The sequence below is a fragment of the Bacillus sp. JJ1127 genome, assembly GCF_036965845.1.
Lineage (GTDB): Bacteria > Bacillota > Bacilli > Bacillales > Bacillaceae_G > Bacillus_A.
In genome coordinates, this window is sequence record NZ_JBALQK010000067.1 from 1 (window position 1) to 16,310 (window position 16,310).

Genomic DNA, 16,310 nt, shown 5'->3' on the forward strand with positions numbered 1-16,310 from the left:
TTAGATTGACAAACTGTCACATATAAAAAAACGACCCAAATGGATCGTTTTTAAACGCCTTACGCGTTTACTTGTTTCGCTAAGCGAGATTTTTGACGAGCTGCAGCGTTTTGGTGGATAAGACCTTTACGAGCTGCTTTGTCAAGTTTTTTAGAAGCAGTTTTGAAAGCTTCTTTAGCATTTTCAAGATCGTTATTAGTAACTAAAGCTTCTACAGTTTTAACAGCTGTACGCATGTCAGACTTAATAGAAGCGTTATGTGCACGACGCTCTTCGCTAAGTTTAGCGCGTTTGATAGCAGATTTGATGTTTGCCATACTTTTCACCTCCCTGGTGCGATCGAGTGACTCGATACTTACATAGAACAAGTGATATTCTATCAAACAGAGAAGAGAATTGCAATAGCGAGATCAATGAAATTTCATGTAAAGGAAAGAATGACCTTATATAGTTTAGGGAAATCTAACTATATTTACTATGAATTACGGAGGAGATACGATGAAAGAACCGCTAGATTTAAGTAAATATAATGTTAGAACAGACCTTGCAGTAGAGGCGCATCAAATGTTACAAGAACGTCAACAAGAACAAAATAGTGTGCAGGGCGTTGTTGTAAAAGAGCGTGAAGAAGAGGGTATTACCATTACAAAAGTGATAATTGATGAAAGTGCTTCTGAATCAATGGGTAAAAAGCCAGGGAATTATTTAACACTTGAAGTACAAGGGATTCGCCAACAAGATACGGAACTTCAGCAAAAAGTAGAACGTATTTTTGCAAAAGAATTTTCTTATTTATTGGAAGAAATCGGAATAACGAAAGAAGCAAGTTGTTTAATTGTAGGATTAGGGAATTGGAATGTTACACCAGATGCGCTTGGTCCGCTTGTTGTAGAGAATGTGCTTGTGACACGCCACCTTTTTAAATTACAGCCTGAAAGTGTAGAAGAGGGATTTCGTCCTGTCAGTGCGATTCGACCAGGTGTAATGGGAATTACGGGAATTGAAACGAGTGATGTAATTTACGGTATCATTGAAAAAACAAAACCAGACTTTATTATTGCGATTGATGCACTTGCGGCGCGTTCTATTGCACGGGTAAATAGTACGATACAGATTTCAGATACAGGGATTCACCCTGGCTCAGGCGTGGGAAATAAACGGAAAGAATTGAGCAAAGAGACACTTGGTATTCCTGTTATTGCCATTGGGGTTCCGACGGTTGTTGATGCAGTTTCCATTACGAGCGATACAATCGATTTCATCTTGAAGCATTTTGGGCGTGAAATGAAAGAAGGGGATAAACCGTCTCGTTCTTTATTACCAGCTGGCTTTACATTTGGAGAGAAAAAGAAATTAACAGAAGAGGATATGCCAGATGAAAAAAGTCGAAATATGTTTTTAGGAGCAGTGGGCACTTTGGAAGATGAAGAAAAGAGAAAATTGATTCATGAGGTGTTAGCCCCTCTTGGTCACAATTTAATGGTGACACCAAAAGAAGTAGATACGTTTATTGAAGATATGGCGAATGTAATAGCGAGCGGTTTAAATGCTGCACTTCATCATCAAGTTGATCAAGATAATACAGGTGCATATACGCATTAATGAGAAGAGGCGAGAGTAGTTGAGTCGATTTGCACTCCAGTGTGTGAGCTGTGTTATTCTGCTTTTGTTTGTGATGTTGATTGGGATTGGAATCGCTAATCATGGTTTAAAGAGTATGAAGGGATATCGTCAGCCAACGTATGAACAAATTGCTCATATGACAGGGACAGAGAGTTCAAGTGTTGAAACGGAAATTTTAGGTGAGACGTTTTCTGCATGTAAAAAACAAAAACAGTTAGAAAGCCTTAGGAGCTTTAATGTTGTAGAAGGATTTGGGATGGGGATTGCAGAATTGACTCGAAATATTGCTAAGTTTGGGACGGATATAGTGATTGGAAAAATAAAAGAAATTTTTAGCTAATTGGAAGGATAAGAGAAGGTTGTCTTATAGTTTTGTAAGACAACCATTTTTTATTTGAAAAAGGTTTGTCTCTTGCACTTTGCTCGCATAAGATAAAGATAGGATGATTTGTCTTGTAAGCAGCACGAGTTTTCATTGAATCTTTGCTGCTCTATTGATATAATCAGTGCTAGTGTATATTGGCGAGACTATTAGGAGTTGAGAACATAGATGAATAAAGAAGAAAGAGCAAAAAGGCAGTCTAACATTCGTAACTTTTCCATCATTGCTCACATTGACCACGGAAAGTCAACGTTAGCAGACCGTATTTTGGAGAAAACAAACGCTTTAACACAACGTGAAATGAAAGCTCAATTACTTGACTCTATGGATTTAGAGCGTGAGCGTGGCATTACAATTAAATTAAATGCGGTTCAATTAAAGTACACAGCAAAAAATGGCGAAGAATATACGCTTCACTTAATCGATACACCAGGACATGTCGACTTTACGTACGAAGTATCTCGTAGTTTAGCGGCTTGTGAAGGTGCAATCCTTGTTGTCGATGCAGCGCAAGGTATTGAAGCACAAACATTAGCAAACGTATATTTAGCGCTTGATAATAATTTAGAAATTTTACCGGTTATTAATAAAATCGATTTACCGAGCGCTGATCCAGAACGTGTTCGTCAAGAAGTAGAAGATGTAATCGGTTTAGATGCATCAGAAGCTGTACTTGCTTCCGCAAAAGCTGGCATTGGTATTGAAGACATTTTAGAACAAATCGTTGAAAAAGTACCAGCTCCAGAAGGTGACCCGGAAGAGCCGCTTCAATGTATGATTTTTGACTCTTTATATGATCCATACCGCGGTGTAATTGCATATATCCGTGTTGTAAACGGTACAGTAAAAGTTGGCGATAAAGTACGTATGATGGCAACTGGTAAAGAATTTGAAGTGACAGAAGTAGGTGTATTTACACCGAAAACAACGCAATGCGAAGAATTAACAGTAGGTGATGTAGGATTCTTAGCGGCATCTATTAAAAATGTAGGAGACACACGTGTTGGTGATACCATCACACATGCGAAACGTCCAGCAGCGGAGCCGTTACCAGGGTATCGTAAATTAAACCCAATGGTATTCTGTGGTTTATATCCAATCGATTCTGCACGTTATAACGATTTGCGTGATGCGTTAGAAAAACTGGAATTAAATGATTCGGCTCTTGAGTTTGAACCAGAAACATCTCAAGCGTTAGGATTTGGTTTCCGCTGTGGATTCTTAGGTTTACTTCACATGGAAATTATTCAAGAACGTATTGAACGTGAATTCAAGATTGACCTAATTACAACAGCACCAAGCGTTATTTACAAAGTGTATTTAACGAATGGAGAAGATATGATTGTAGATAACCCATCTAATATGCCAGATCCTCAAGCGATCGATCGTGTGGAAGAACCATTTGTAAAAGCGACAATTATGGTTCCAAATGATTACGTTGGGGCTGTAATGGAAATTTGCCAAGGTAAACGTGGTACGTTTATTGATATGCAATATTTAGATGACACACGTGTTACGTTAACATATGAAATCCCGCTTTCTGAAATCGTATATGATTTCTTCGATCAACTAAAATCAAATACGAAAGGCTATGCATCATTTGATTACGAATTAATCGGCTATAAACCATCTAGACTTGTGAAGATGGATATTTTATTAAATAATGAACAAGTCGATGCTTTATCATTTATCGTACACCGTGATTCAGCGTACGACCGTGGTAAAGTAATCGTAGAAAAATTAAAAGAATTAATTCCAAGACAACAGTTCGAAGTGCCGATTCAGGCGACTATTGGAAACAAAGTTGTAGCACGTTCTACAATTAAGGCGATGCGTAAAAATGTACTTGCAAAATGTTACGGTGGTGACATTTCTCGTAAACGTAAACTTCTTGATAAACAAAAAGAAGGTAAAAAACGTATGAAGTCTGTTGGTTCTGTAGAAGTGCCACAAGAAGCATTCATGGCTGTATTGAAAATGGATGATAACTAATAAGAAAGAAGCCGTTTGTGCGGCTTCTTTTTTATATCGGTATACTTTTTTAGACAACTATAAATCTCTCCTTTACAATAGTGAGGATGCTTTTCGTGTAAGGAGAAAAAGAGGATTGATATAGAGTTAGGAGACGAATGATGTCTGAAAATATTCGGAAAGATATTCAAGAAAAGATACAAAATGGTGATTTTAATTGTGAAAAGGAATTGGCTCTTTCCATTATTAGCTGAAAATAGAAAGTTGTAATTTTATGGCATCTAGGTGTGGAAGGACCGCATCGCTTTAGTGAGTTACAAAGACTATTTTCAAATATCTCTCACAAAGCTTTGTCAAATCAATTAAAAGAATGAATGGAAGATGGGATTATTGGCCGGACAGTATATCCAGAAGTGCCTCCGCGCGTAGAATATTTTATGAAGGATTTAGGCATGACACTTTTACCAATCGTCGAAATGATGTATGATTGGGAGAAAATGCGAATGAAGCAAATTCGCAATGGGTTAGAGAAGTAAAGGAGCCTCCGAAATGCGGAGGTTTTCTTTTTAGAAAGGTAGGAGTAAAGTTTGATGCAAGCTGCATATATTCATATTCCGTTTTGTCAGCATATTTGTCACTACTGTGATTTTAATAAAGTATTTATTGAACGTCAGCCTGTTGTTCAATATTTGGAGTATTTAGAAAAAGAGATAATAAATACGGTGCAAAAGGTACCGTTTGAAAATATGAAAACAATTTTTGTTGGGGGCGGGACACCAACAGCGTTAAATATGGAGCAGACGAAAAAACTTCTTGATATTATTAATCGTCGTTTGCGTCGGTTTGCTCCAAACTGTGAATTAACGTTTGAAGCGAATCCTGGAGATTTACCGAAAGAAAAATTGAACCTTCTATTAGAGGGCGGTGTGAACCGAATTAGTTTTGGTGTGCAAACGTTTCGAGATGAACTGTTAGAGAAGATTGGACGTAAGCATACGAGAGAAGATGCGTTTGTAGCAATTCGTGAAGCGCAGGAAGTTGGTTTTACGAATATTAATGTCGATTTAATTTATGCATTGCCAGGGCAAACGATTGAAGATGTGAAAGAAACGTTAGATATCGCTTTCACACTCGGTGTTCAACATTTCTCTGCGTATTCTTTAATTGTTGAACCGAAAACTGTCTTTTACAATTTAATGAATAAAGGGAAATTAAGGCTTCCTGGTGAAGACCATGAGGCGAAGATGTATGAAATGGTAATGGATGAGATGGAGAAACATGGTTACCATCAGTATGAAATTAGTAATTTTTCAAAAGAAGGATATGAAAGTAGACATAATCTCACATACTGGAATAATGAACAGTATTATGGTTTTGGAGCTGGTGCTCACAGTTATGTGAATGGAGAGCGAATCCAAAATGTTGGTCCATTGAAACAATATTTTTCTAAAATTGATGAGACGGGATTCCCTTATCTAGATGTTCATGAAGTGACGAGAAAGGAAAGAATGGAAGAAGAACTATTTTTAGGACTTAGGAAAACAAAGGGTGTTTCTAAACTAGGATTTCAGAAGAAGTTTGGTATAGAAATGGATGAAATCTTTGCGAAGCAATTGTTACAGGGTAAAGAACATGGGTTGCTTCAGAACAAAGATGACTATGTTTGTTTGACGAGACAAGGTAAGTTATTAGGGAATGAAGTATTTCAATCATTTTTAATTGATTAATGTAATGTCCGGTAGGTGTGAAAAAGTTTCTCTATTTCGTGACGTTTCCGTTGACAATTCAATGTCAATTTTGGTAAGTTATTAATAGATTTAGCACTCGAAGATAAAGAGTGCTAACAGAGGTGATGATGAGATGCTTACGGAACGTCAGCTCTTAATTTTACAAACAATTATTGATGACTTTATTGGATCAGCGCAGCCTGTTGGGTCAAGAACGTTGGCTAAAAAAGATGAAATTACATTTAGTTCAGCTACCATTCGAAATGAAATGGCTGATTTAGAAGAACTAGGATTTATTGAAAAAACGCACAGTTCTTCTGGACGTGTCCCCTCAGAAAAAGGGTATCGATTTTATGTAGACCATCTTTTAGCGCCACAGAACTTACCAAATGAGGAGATTGTGCAGATTAAAGATTTATTTGCTGAAAGAATTTTTGAAGCAGAGAAAGTTGCACAGCAATCAGCTCAAATTTTATCGGAACTCACAAATTATACGGCGATTGTTCTTGGGCCGAAAGTGAGTACAAATAAGCTTAAAAATGTACAAATTGTTCCGCTGGATCATCAAACAGCAGTCGCGATTATTGTAACGGATACAGGGCATGTACAAAGCAAAACGATTACCGTTCCGGAATCTGTTGATTTATCAGATTTAGAAAAGATGGTTAATATTTTAAATCAAAAGCTATCTGGTGTATCGATGGCAGAATTACACAATAAAATTTTAAAAGAGATTGTGACAGTTCTCCGTGGATATGTCCATAATTATGATAGTGCAATAAAAATATTAGATGGTACATTTCAAGTGCCTTTATCGGAAAAGATATACTTTAGCGGGAAAGCCAATATGCTTTCGCAGCCGGAGTTTCATGATATCCAAAAGGTACGCTCCTTGCTGACAATGATCGATAATGAAGCCGCGTTTTACGATATTTTGCGTAATAAACAAGTCGGTATTCAAGTGAAAATTGGTCGAGAAAATTCTTCGACAGCTATGGAAGATTGTAGTTTAATTTCTGCAACTTATTCCATTGGTGAAGAGCAGCTTGGAACAATCGCAATTTTAGGTCCGACGAGAATGCAATATTCTCGTGTAATTAGTCTGTTACAATTGTTTACAAGACAATTTACAGAGGGTTTAAACGGAGTGTATAAATCAAAATAATAAATTCGCTCGAGTAATGAACAGAATCATTGCTGGTGTGTAACATAAAATTTATGCTTGGATGCTCATGCCCAGCGTGAGCTCTAGTGCCTTTTAAGGAGGTGAAAGTTGTGGAAGAGCGTAACGAACAAGTAGTTGAAGAAGCGAAAGAAACGCAAACCGAAGAGACTATTACAGCAGAAAGCAGTGAAGAAACTGTGATAGAAGAGAAAAGTGAAGCGGCTCTTTTACAAGAAAAAGTAGACGAATTGCAAGCGAAATTGACGGAAACGGAAGGTCGCACATTGCGTCTACAAGCTGATTTTGAAAACTATAAGCGCCGCGTTCAACTGGATAAGCAAGCGGCTGAAAAATATAAATCACAAAGTCTTGTGTCAGATATTTTACCGGCTCTTGATAACTTTGAAAGAGCGATGCAAGTGGAAGCGAGCGACGAGCAGATGAAGTCCTTACTACAAGGGATGGAAATGGTATATCGTCAATTGCTAGAAGCACTGACTAAAGAAGGTGTTGAAGCGATTGAAGCTGTTGGTAAACAGTTTGATCCGCATGAACATCAAGCTGTTATGCAAGTAGAAGACAGCGAGTTTGAATCAAACGCGGTTGTGGAAGAATTCCAAAAAGGCTATAAGCTGAAAGATCGTGTAATTCGCCCATCAATGGTAAAAGTAAATCAATAATTTACATAAATGTAGGAGGTTTCGCCATGAGTAAAATTATCGGTATTGACTTAGGTACAACAAACTCTTGTGTAGCTGTTATGGAAGGTGGAGAACCAAAGGTTATCCCAAATCCAGAAGGGAACCGTACAACACCTTCTGTTGTAGCTTTCAAAAATGAAGAGCGTCAAGTTGGGGAAGTAGCGAAGCGTCAAGCAATTACGAACCCAAATACAATCATGTCTGTTAAACGTCATATGGGTACAGACTACAAAGTAGAAGTTGAAGGTAAAGATTACACACCTCAAGAAATTTCTGCAATCATTTTACAAAACTTAAAAGCTTCTGCTGAAGCGTACTTAGGTGAAACAGTAACGAAAGCTGTTATCACAGTACCAGCATACTTCAACGATGCAGAGCGCCAAGCAACAAAAGACGCTGGTCGTATTGCTGGTTTAGAAGTAGAACGTATTATTAACGAACCAACAGCAGCTGCGCTTGCTTACGGTTTAGAAAAACAAGACGAAGAACAAAAAGTTCTTGTATACGACTTAGGTGGCGGTACATTTGACGTATCTATCCTTGAATTAGCAGATGGAACATTTGAAGTTATTTCAACTGCTGGTGACAATCGTCTTGGTGGTGACGACTTTGACCAAGTTATCATCGATCATTTAGTAGCTGAATTCAAAAAAGAAAATAACATTGATTTAAGCCAAGATAAAATGGCACTTCAACGTTTGAAAGATGCAGCTGAAAAAGCGAAAAAAGATCTTTCTGGTGTAACACAAACACAAATTTCATTACCATTCATTAGTGCTGGAGCTGCTGGTCCATTACACTTAGAATTAAACTTAACAAGAGCGAAATTTGAAGAGCTTTCAGCTAACCTTGTTGAAAGAACATTAGAACCAACTCGTCGTGCATTAAAAGATGCTGGTCTTTCTCCAAGTGAATTAGATAAGGTTATTCTTGTTGGTGGTTCTACTCGTATTCCAGCTGTACAAGAAGCAATTAAACGTGAAACTGGTAAAGAACCATATAAAGGCGTTAACCCTGATGAAGTTGTAGCATTAGGTGCTGCAGTTCAAGGTGGCGTACTTACTGGTGATGTAAAAGGCGTTCTATTATTAGACGTAACTCCACTTTCTTTAGGTATTGAAACTATGGGTGGCGTATTCACAAAATTAATCGATCGTAACACAACAATTCCAACAAGTAAGTCACAAGTGTTCTCAACTGCTGCTGATAACCAGCCTGCAGTAGACATTCACGTATTACAAGGTGAGCGTCCAATGTCAGCTGACAACAAAACATTAGGTCGCTTCCAATTAACAGATATCCCGCCAGCACCACGTGGTATTCCACAAATCGAAGTAACATTCGATATTGATGCGAACGGTATCGTAAATGTACGTGCGAAAGACTTAGGAACAAGCAAAGAACAAACAATTACAATTCAATCTTCTTCAGGTCTTTCTGATGAAGAGGTAGATCGTATGGTTCAAGAAGCAGAAGCAAATGCTGACGCTGACCAAAAGCGTAAAGAAGAAGTTGAACTTCGTAACGAAGCTGACCAACTTGTATTCCAAACAGATAAAGTTGTAAAAGATTTAGAAGGCAAAGTAGATGCAGCTGAAGTAGCGAAAGCAACAGAAGCAAAAGATGCATTAAAAGCGGCAATCGAGAAAAATGATCTTGATGAAATCCGTGCGAAAAAAGATGCACTTCAAGAAATCGTACAACAATTAACTGTAAAATTATATGAGCAAGCTCAAGCTGCTGCTGGCGCTCAGCAAGCAGAAGGTGCACAAGGTAACGCTGGTGCAAAAAATGACAACGTAGTTGACGCTGAGTTTGAAGAAGTAAAAGAAGACAAGTAATAAAGTAAAACAACATAAGTAAGATGACAAAAAGTCAAAGTCAAGCGTGCCTTGGCTTTGGCTTTTTTCACGAATAAGAAAAAGGCTTAGTGTGAACTAAGTCTTTCATGTGAGGGTCTTACGTTTTTCTTTTTGCATACTGTAAGTGAGGAAACTTTGTTGCAAAGCACTTTCTTTCGGTGTTAAAATTACGTTTATGTGAAAGATTCGGGGGTTACAAATTTATGAATAAACGAGACTATTATGAGGTGCTCGGCCTTAGCAAGGGCGCTTCAAAAGATGAAATCAAAAAAGCATATCGTCGTTTGGCTAAAAAATATCATCCAGACGTAAGTAAAGAAGAAAATGCAATTGAAAAGTTTAAAGAAGTACAAGAAGCATATGAAGTGTTGAGTGATGATCAAAAACGTGCGCAGTACGATCAATTTGGTCATGCGGATCCAAATCAAGGTTTCGGTGGCTTCGGCGGCGGAGACTTTGGTGGTGGCTTCGGATTTGAAGATATCTTTAGTTCATTCTTTGGCGGTGGTGGCAGACGTCGTGATCCAAATGCGCCGCGTCAAGGTGCTGACTTGCAATATCAAGTGACGTTAGACTTTGAAGAAGCAATTTTTGGTAAGGAATTAAATGTTGAAATTCCAGTGGAAGACCCTTGTGATACATGTCACGGCACTGGGGCGAAACCAGGAACTTCAAAAGAAACATGTAAGCATTGTTCAGGAACAGGTCAAGTGAGCGTAGAACAAAATACACCATTTGGTCGCATTGTAAATCGTCAAGCGTGTAACCATTGTTCAGGAACAGGCCAAATCATTAAAGAAAAATGTACAACGTGTCATGGCTCTGGAAAAGTGCGTAAACGTAAAAAAATTAACGTTAAAATCCCAGCTGGTATCGATAATGGACAACAAATCCGTGTGTCAGGTAAAGGAGAAGCGGGTGTAAATGGTGGGCCAGCAGGTGATTTATATGTTGTTGTTCACGTAAGAAATCATGAATTCTTCGAGCGTGATGGTGATCATATTATTTGTGAAATGCCATTAACATTCACGCAAGTAGCGCTTGGTGCTGAAGTGGAAGTCCCTACAGTTCACGGGAAAGTGAAATTGAAAATTCCAGCAGGGACACAAACTGGAACAGAATTCCGCCTAAAAGGAAAAGGAGCTCCAAATGTACGGGGATATGGTCAAGGTGATCAATACGTAGTTGTTCGTGTTGTTGTACCAACAAAATTAACATCACACCAAAAAGAATTATTACGTGAATTTGCAGGACAAGAAGACCAAGATGGTGGCTTATTCGGAAAGCTTAAACGTGCTTTCAAAGGGGAATAATGGAAATAAAAAATGGAGTTGGTAAATTGTGAAATGGTCAGAAATTAGTATTCATACAACAGAGGAAGCAGTAGAAGCTGTTTCTCATATTTTGCACGAAGCAGGTGCAAGTGGCGTAGCGATTGAAGATCCGGCAGAGCTAACAAAAGAGCGCGAGCAACAGTATGGTGAAATTTATGCGCTTAATCCAGCTGAATATCCAGCGGATGGTGTGTTAATAAAAGCATATTTCCCACAAACGGATTCTTTACATGAAACAGTTGCGAGTGTAAAATCATCTATTGATGTACTTCCATCTTTCGACATCGAAATTGGTACAGGAAATATTACGATTAATGAAGTCGATGAGGAAGACTGGGCTACTGCTTGGAAAAAATATTATCATCCAGTTCAAATTTCTGATACATTCACAATTGTGCCAACATGGGAAGAGTATACACCTTCTTCTGTAGATGAAAAGATTATTGAATTAGATCCAGGTATGGCGTTTGGTACAGGGACACATCCAACAACAACGATGTGTATTCGAGCATTAGAGAAAACAGTTCAGCCTGGTAGTGCAGTAATTGATGTTGGAACAGGTTCTGGCGTATTAAGTATTGCGGCGGCAAAACTGGGTGCAGCATCTGTTCAGGCATATGATTTAGATCCAGTTGCAGTTGAAAGTGCAGAAATGAACGTGCGTTTAAATAAAACGGACGACATTGTATCTGTCGGACAAAATAGTTTGTTAGAAGGTATTGAGGGACCGGTAGATTTGATTGTAGCAAATTTACTTGCGGAAATTATCCTTCTCTTCCCTGAAGATGCAGCTCGAGTTGTAAAACAAGGCGGATTATTTATTACATCTGGTATTATTGCAGCAAAAGAAAAAGTGATTTCTGAGGCACTAGAGAAAGCTGGATTTACAATTGAAGAAGTATTAAGAATGGAAGATTGGGTAGCAATCATTGCACGAAATGCGTAATATATAATTTATGATTATAATGAATGGAAGAGTCTCTCGTTATATAAAGCGAGGGACTTGCCGTTTGTTATATTAAAATGATAACGTTTCGTTCTTTTCGTAAGTGTGGACTTACGAAAGGAACGAAACTTTACTAAGGTGATGAGATGCAACGTTATTTTGTAGAAGAGAAATATGTAAATGATGCAAGTATTCGTATTGTAGGTGATGATGTACATCATATTGCAAGAGTGATGCGCATGACAGCTGGTGATTCTATTTATTGCTGTGTAAACGGAAAAACAGCAAGATGTACAATTGCTGAAATTACCAGTGAATTTGTGGATAGTGCTATTGTAGAATGGGTAGAGACGTCAAGCGAACTGCCAGTGTTCGTAACGATTGCAAGTGGACTGCCGAAAGGAGACAAGCTAGAGTTAATTTTTCAAAAAGGAACTGAGCTTGGGGCAGCTGCATTTTTACCATTTCAAGCATCTCGTTCTATCGTAAAATGGGATGCGAAAAAAGCAGATAAAAAAGTTGAGCGCTTAAAAAAAATTGTGAAAGAAGCAGCGGAACAATCACATAGAAGTGAAATTCCAGATGTGCATACTCCAGCATCATTTAAACAATTGCTCACGATGAGCAGTGAGTATGATGTGTGTCTTGTTGCGTATGAAGAGGAAGCAAAACAAGGTGAAAAAGCGAATTTTGCGAAGGCTTTAGCGACGATTGAGCATGGTCAAAAACTTTTAATTGTATTTGGCCCAGAGGGTGGGTTATCTGAGGAAGAAATTTCTGCGCTTTGCGAACATAAATTTGTACCATGTAGTTTAGGACCAAGGATTTTAAGGACAGAAACGGCACCGCTTTATGCGTTAAGCGCCGCTTCTTATCATTTTGAATTGATGGGGTGATGATCAATGGCAACTGTTGCGTTCCATACGTTAGGTTGTAAAGTAAACCACTACGAAACAGAAGCGATTTGGCAATTGTTTAAACAAGGTGGTTATGAAAGAACAGATTTTGAAAAAACAGCAGATGTATATGTAATTAATACATGTACGGTAACAAATACAGGTGATAAAAAGAGCCGTCAAGTTATCCGTCGTGCAGTAAGACAGAATCCGGATGCGGTTATTTGTGTAACAGGATGTTATGCACAAACATCTCCAGCAGAAATTATGGCAATTCCAGGCGTGGATATCGTTGTTGGTACGCAAGATCGTGAAAAAATGTTAGGATATATCGAAGAGTATCGTAAAGAGCGTCAACCAATTAATGCTGTCCGCAACATTATGAAAACACGTGTATATGAAGAGCTTGATGTACCGTATTTCACTGACCGTACACGTGCATCTTTAAAAATACAAGAAGGTTGCAATAACTTCTGTACGTTCTGTATCATTCCTTGGGCACGTGGTTTAATGCGTTCTCGTGATGGAAAAGAAGTTATTCACCAAGCACAGCAATTAGTTGATGCAGGCTATAAAGAAATCGTTTTAACTGGTATTCATACAGGTGGATACGGAGAAGACATGAAAAATTACAATTTAGCTGGACTGCTTCGCGATATGGAAGCTGAGGTAAATGGCTTAAAACGTCTTCGTATTTCTTCCATTGAAGCGAGTCAAATTTCAGACGAAGTAATTGAAGTATTAGATAAATCTGAAGTAGTTGTGCGTCACTTACACATTCCGTTGCAATCAGGATCAAACACTGTATTAAAACGTATGCGCCGTAAATATACGATGGAATTTTTCCAAGAACGCTTAGATCGCTTGAAAGAGGCGTTACCAGGCCTTGCAATTACATCAGACGTAATTGTTGGTTTCCCTGGTGAAACGGAAGAAGAATTTATGGAAACATACAATTTCATTAAAGAAAACCGTTTCTCTGAATTACACGTTTTCCCTTATTCAAAACGTACTGGAACACCTGCAGCTCGTATGGATGATCAAATTCCTGAAGAAGTAAAAAATGATCGTGTGCACCGTCTAATTGAATTATCAAATCAATTAGCGAAAGAATATGCTTCTCAATTTGAAGGAGAAGTTCTTGAAATTATTCCAGAAGAACCATTCAAAGAGGGCGACCGCGAAGGATTATATGTAGGCTATACAGATAACTACTTAAAGGTTGTTTTTGAAGGATCTGAAGAATTGATTGGTAAACTGGTAAAAGTGAAAATTACAAAAGCTGGTTATCCATATAATGAGGCTCAATTTGTACGTGTTCTTGAAGATGATGTGAAAAAAGAATCAGCAAGTGCGTAATGAGAAAGCATGCAAAAGAAAAGGGTTTGCATGCTTTTTTCATTGGTGGAGAAGTTAAGATATGAAGTTGTAATATTTCATGCTATAATGCTAACCGTTGCAGTTGTCAGACAACTGTTGAGTGAAGAAAGGAGCATATGAAAAAATGAACTATGCAAAATTAATCGACCACACACTATTAAAACCGGATACAAAAAAAGAAGCAATTGTTACATTATGTGAAGAAGCAAAAGTACATGATTTTGCTTCTGTATGTGTAAATCCTACTTGGGTTGAAACAGCAGCTGAATTATTAAAGGGTACAGATGTAAAAGTTTGTACGGTAATCGGTTTCCCACTTGGGGCAAACACGCCAGAAACAAAAGCATTTGAAACGCAAGATGCAATTGCAAAAGGTGCAACAGAAGTTGATATGGTAATCAACATCGGTGCATTAAAAGATAAAAATGATGAGTTAGTAGAGCGCGATGTTCGTGCAGTTGTAGAAGCAGCAAAAGGAAAAGCACTTGTGAAAATTATTATTGAAACATGTTTATTAACAGAAGAAGAAAAAGTCCGTGCGTGTGAATTATCTGTAAAAGCAGGTGTAGACTTTGTAAAAACATCAACTGGCTTTTCAACAGGTGGCGCAACAATAGCAGATGTAGCATTAATGAGAAAAACAGTTGGACCAGAAATTGGCGTAAAAGCTTCAGGTGGCGTGCGCAGCGGTGAAGATATGGATGCGATGGTAGAAGCGGGAGCAACGCGCATCGGTACAAGCTCTGGCGTTGCGTTAGTAAGTGGAAAAACAGCAACAACTGATTATTAATTTAAAAGCGGGAGTGCCCTGTTTAGAATCGACTGTTTAGTCCCGTCGGCTAAGGTACTTTCACGCAGAAGGCGTTCTTTACCTTCTTGCGTGGCAGATTCTTAGCCGTGAGGGTCTACCGGATAGATGTAAAAGCAGAAGTAATTTTAAGACTTGTGCCATTTGTACAAAATAATTAGTTGTATTACATAAATTGGTTCGAATAAAAGGTAAAATAAATATCAGTTATAATACGTAGTTTACATAGACTTTTAAAAAGGAAGGGCACCTACTCCCCTTTTATTCTGTCAAATAGTTGACCTGAAGTGACAAAATGTATTATAATCGTAAAAGACATGCTGAAGAAGTGTTTCTTTTTGCATGCTGAAGTTAGTATGTAAGTGTGATGTTTCGGAGGGAGGGAAAGAGAATGTCAAAAACAGTCGTTCGTAAAAACGAGTCTTTGGAGGATGCACTTCGCCGTTTTAAAAGATCGGTTTCTAAAACTGGTACACTTGCTGAAGCAAGAAAGCGCGAGTTTTATGAAAAACCAAGTGTAAAACGTAAGAAGAAATCTGAAGCGGCAAGAAAGCGTAAATTCTAAGAGAGGGTGTAAGTTATGAGTCTTCTCGGTCGTTTAAACGATGATATGAAACAAGCGATGAAGAATAAACAAAAAGAAAAATTAACCGTTATTCGTATGGTTAAGGCTGCTTTGCAAAATGAAGGTATTAAACTGCAACATACTCTTACTGAAGAAGAGGAATTAACAGTTTTAGCTCGTGAAGTAAAACAGCATAAGGACTCCCTCCTTGAATTTAAAAAAGCGGGTCGTGATGACCTTGTTGATAAACTGCAACGTGAAATTCAGATTTTAAACACGTATTTGCCAGAGCAATTAACAGAGGAAGAGCTTGCGAACGTAATTAAGCAAGTAATTGCTGATGTTGGTGCTGCTTCTAAAGCAGATATGGGTAAAGTGATGAGTGCTGTTATGCCGAAAGTAAAAGGTAAAGCAGACGGATCACAAGTGAATAAGCTGGTTGCACAGCTATTAGCATAAAAAAACGTCTCATTTCTCATGAGACGTTTTTTTATGCTTTTTTTCTGTTGGGACGTGATATTACAAGCCCTTTTTTCATACATATGGGATGAGAGGGGGGTCTTGGAGATGAAGAAGTTAGAACAAATGAAAAATTGGCTAACAAAGCAAATAGACCTACCAGTGGATGTGCTAATGGATCTGCCTCGGATTACTCTTGTTGGGCAAGTGCATATTTATATAGAAAATCATCGAGGGTTATTAGTGTTTTCTGATAAAGAAGTACGATTATTACTAAAACATGGTCAATTATTAATTAAAGGGCAATCGTTTGTCATTAAAACCATTCTTCCGGAGGAGCTGTTACTTGAAGGGGTTATTGAGCAAGTGACATTTTTAGAAAATGAGAAGAAAGAAAAATGAAGTGAAACTTCCTTAAGTGAAGTTTTTCTTCTTATTTTATTTCGTACGAGCTATTTTGATGGTCAAAGCGAAAGAAAGTAGATGCGAAT

Annotated in this window: 16 protein-coding genes and 1 pseudogene; 16 read left to right on the forward strand and 1 reads right to left on the reverse strand. The window is 38.0% G+C overall.

All coding sequences use genetic code 11. From position 1 onward, the window contains the following. Nucleotides 1-59 precede the first annotated feature (59 nt). Entirely contained in the window at nt 60-317 is a 258-nt protein-coding gene (gene rpsT / locus V7183_RS08465) for a 30S ribosomal protein S20 (protein WP_001274013.1), read from the reverse strand. Between the two features lie 181 nt (nt 318-498). On the opposite strand from rpsT, the gene gpr reads away from it, so the two are divergent. The 16 genes and pseudogenes from gpr to yqfC all read left to right on the forward strand — a co-directional run bounded on the left by gpr (nt 499) and on the right by yqfC (nt 16,221). After that, nucleotides 499-1,602: a GPR endopeptidase gene (gene gpr / locus V7183_RS08470; protein WP_097896959.1), complete on the forward strand. Its 1,104-nt coding sequence runs from the start codon at nt 499-501 to the stop codon at nt 1,600-1,602. A gap of 19 nt (nt 1,603-1,621) precedes the next feature. After that, nucleotides 1,622-1,963: a DUF3679 domain-containing protein gene (locus tag V7183_RS08475; RefSeq protein ID WP_097896958.1), complete on the forward strand. Its 342-nt coding sequence runs from the start codon at nt 1,622-1,624 to the stop codon at nt 1,961-1,963. A gap of 210 nt (nt 1,964-2,173) precedes the next feature. Then, nucleotides 2,174-3,997 (forward strand): elongation factor 4, encoded by a 1,824-nt coding sequence (gene lepA / locus V7183_RS08480; protein ID WP_335359200.1) that lies wholly within the window; start codon nt 2,174-2,176, stop codon nt 3,995-3,997. Nucleotides 3,998-4,137: 140 nt separating this feature from the next. Further along, a pseudogene (locus V7183_RS08485) lies at nt 4,138-4,512 on the forward strand (winged helix-turn-helix transcriptional regulator). Nucleotides 4,513-4,563: 51 nt separating this feature from the next. Further along, on the forward strand, nt 4,564-5,703 hold the full coding sequence (gene hemW / locus V7183_RS08490) for a radical SAM family heme chaperone HemW (protein WP_097896956.1): 1,140 nt from the start codon (nt 4,564-4,566) through the stop codon (nt 5,701-5,703). Nucleotides 5,704-5,836: 133 nt separating this feature from the next. After that, nucleotides 5,837-6,868, forward strand: coding sequence for a heat-inducible transcriptional repressor HrcA (hrcA, locus tag V7183_RS08495; protein ID WP_335359201.1), 1,032 nt, complete (start codon nt 5,837-5,839; stop codon nt 6,866-6,868). 110 nt (nt 6,869-6,978) lie between these two features. Beyond that, nucleotides 6,979-7,548 (forward strand): nucleotide exchange factor GrpE, encoded by a 570-nt coding sequence (gene grpE / locus V7183_RS08500; protein ID WP_335359202.1) that lies wholly within the window; start codon nt 6,979-6,981, stop codon nt 7,546-7,548. Between the two features lie 26 nt (nt 7,549-7,574). Then, nucleotides 7,575-9,410: a chaperone protein DnaK gene (dnaK, locus tag V7183_RS08505; protein WP_335359203.1), complete on the forward strand. Its 1,836-nt coding sequence runs from the start codon at nt 7,575-7,577 to the stop codon at nt 9,408-9,410. Nucleotides 9,411-9,634: 224 nt separating this feature from the next. Further along, nucleotides 9,635-10,744 carry a chaperone protein DnaJ gene (dnaJ, locus tag V7183_RS08510; protein WP_335359204.1) on the forward strand — a complete coding sequence of 370 codons (1,110 nt, stop codon included), beginning with the start codon at nt 9,635-9,637 and terminating at the stop codon, nt 10,742-10,744. A 28-nt stretch (nt 10,745-10,772) separates the two neighbouring features. After that, nucleotides 10,773-11,711, forward strand: a complete 939-nt coding sequence (prmA, locus tag V7183_RS08515) for a 50S ribosomal protein L11 methyltransferase (protein ID WP_335359205.1) — start codon at nt 10,773-10,775, stop codon at nt 11,709-11,711. A 146-nt stretch (nt 11,712-11,857) separates the two neighbouring features. Then, nucleotides 11,858-12,607 carry a 16S rRNA (uracil(1498)-N(3))-methyltransferase gene (locus V7183_RS08520; RefSeq protein ID WP_335359206.1) on the forward strand — a complete coding sequence of 250 codons (750 nt, stop codon included), beginning with the start codon at nt 11,858-11,860 and terminating at the stop codon, nt 12,605-12,607. Nucleotides 12,608-12,613: 6 nt separating this feature from the next. Then, a complete protein-coding gene (gene mtaB / locus V7183_RS08525) occupies nt 12,614-13,966 on the forward strand; it encodes a tRNA (N(6)-L-threonylcarbamoyladenosine(37)-C(2))-methylthiotransferase MtaB (protein ID WP_335359207.1) in 1,353 nt (450 codons plus the stop codon). Nucleotides 13,967-14,111: 145 nt separating this feature from the next. After that, nucleotides 14,112-14,777, forward strand: a complete 666-nt coding sequence (deoC, locus tag V7183_RS08530; RefSeq protein ID WP_097896948.1) for a deoxyribose-phosphate aldolase — start codon at nt 14,112-14,114, stop codon at nt 14,775-14,777. Nucleotides 14,778-15,186: 409 nt separating this feature from the next. After that, on the forward strand, nt 15,187-15,360 hold the full coding sequence (rpsU, locus tag V7183_RS08535; RefSeq protein ID WP_000048061.1) for a 30S ribosomal protein S21: 174 nt from the start codon (nt 15,187-15,189) through the stop codon (nt 15,358-15,360). 15 nt (nt 15,361-15,375) lie between these two features. Then, nucleotides 15,376-15,819, forward strand: coding sequence for a GatB/YqeY domain-containing protein (locus tag V7183_RS08540; RefSeq protein WP_000054564.1), 444 nt, complete (start codon nt 15,376-15,378; stop codon nt 15,817-15,819). Nucleotides 15,820-15,927: 108 nt separating this feature from the next. Then, on the forward strand, nt 15,928-16,221 hold the full coding sequence (gene yqfC, locus V7183_RS08545; protein ID WP_097896947.1) for a sporulation protein YqfC: 294 nt from the start codon (nt 15,928-15,930) through the stop codon (nt 16,219-16,221). The last annotated feature ends 89 nt before the right edge of the window (nt 16,222-16,310 follow it).

Coding starts and splice junctions, on each gene's coding strand:
- V7183_RS08520 (WP_335359206.1), top strand. CDS start 11,858: ATGCAACGTTATTTTGTAGAAGAGAAATATGTAAATGATGCAAGTATT.
- deoC (WP_097896948.1), top strand. CDS start 14,112: ATGAACTATGCAAAATTAATCGACCACACACTATTAAAACCGGATACA.
- dnaK (WP_335359203.1), top strand. CDS start 7,575: ATGAGTAAAATTATCGGTATTGACTTAGGTACAACAAACTCTTGTGTA.
- V7183_RS08540 (WP_000054564.1), top strand. CDS start 15,376: ATGAGTCTTCTCGGTCGTTTAAACGATGATATGAAACAAGCGATGAAG.
- dnaJ (WP_335359204.1), top strand. CDS start 9,635: ATGAATAAACGAGACTATTATGAGGTGCTCGGCCTTAGCAAGGGCGCT.
- gpr (WP_097896959.1), top strand. CDS start 499: ATGAAAGAACCGCTAGATTTAAGTAAATATAATGTTAGAACAGACCTT.
- yqfC (WP_097896947.1), top strand. CDS start 15,928: ATGAAGAAGTTAGAACAAATGAAAAATTGGCTAACAAAGCAAATAGAC.
- rpsU (WP_000048061.1), top strand. CDS start 15,187: ATGTCAAAAACAGTCGTTCGTAAAAACGAGTCTTTGGAGGATGCACTT.
- hrcA (WP_335359201.1), top strand. CDS start 5,837: ATGCTTACGGAACGTCAGCTCTTAATTTTACAAACAATTATTGATGAC.
- rpsT (WP_001274013.1), bottom strand. CDS start 317: ATGGCAAACATCAAATCTGCTATCAAACGCGCTAAACTTAGCGAAGAG.
- mtaB (WP_335359207.1), top strand. CDS start 12,614: ATGGCAACTGTTGCGTTCCATACGTTAGGTTGTAAAGTAAACCACTAC.
- lepA (WP_335359200.1), top strand. CDS start 2,174: ATGAATAAAGAAGAAAGAGCAAAAAGGCAGTCTAACATTCGTAACTTT.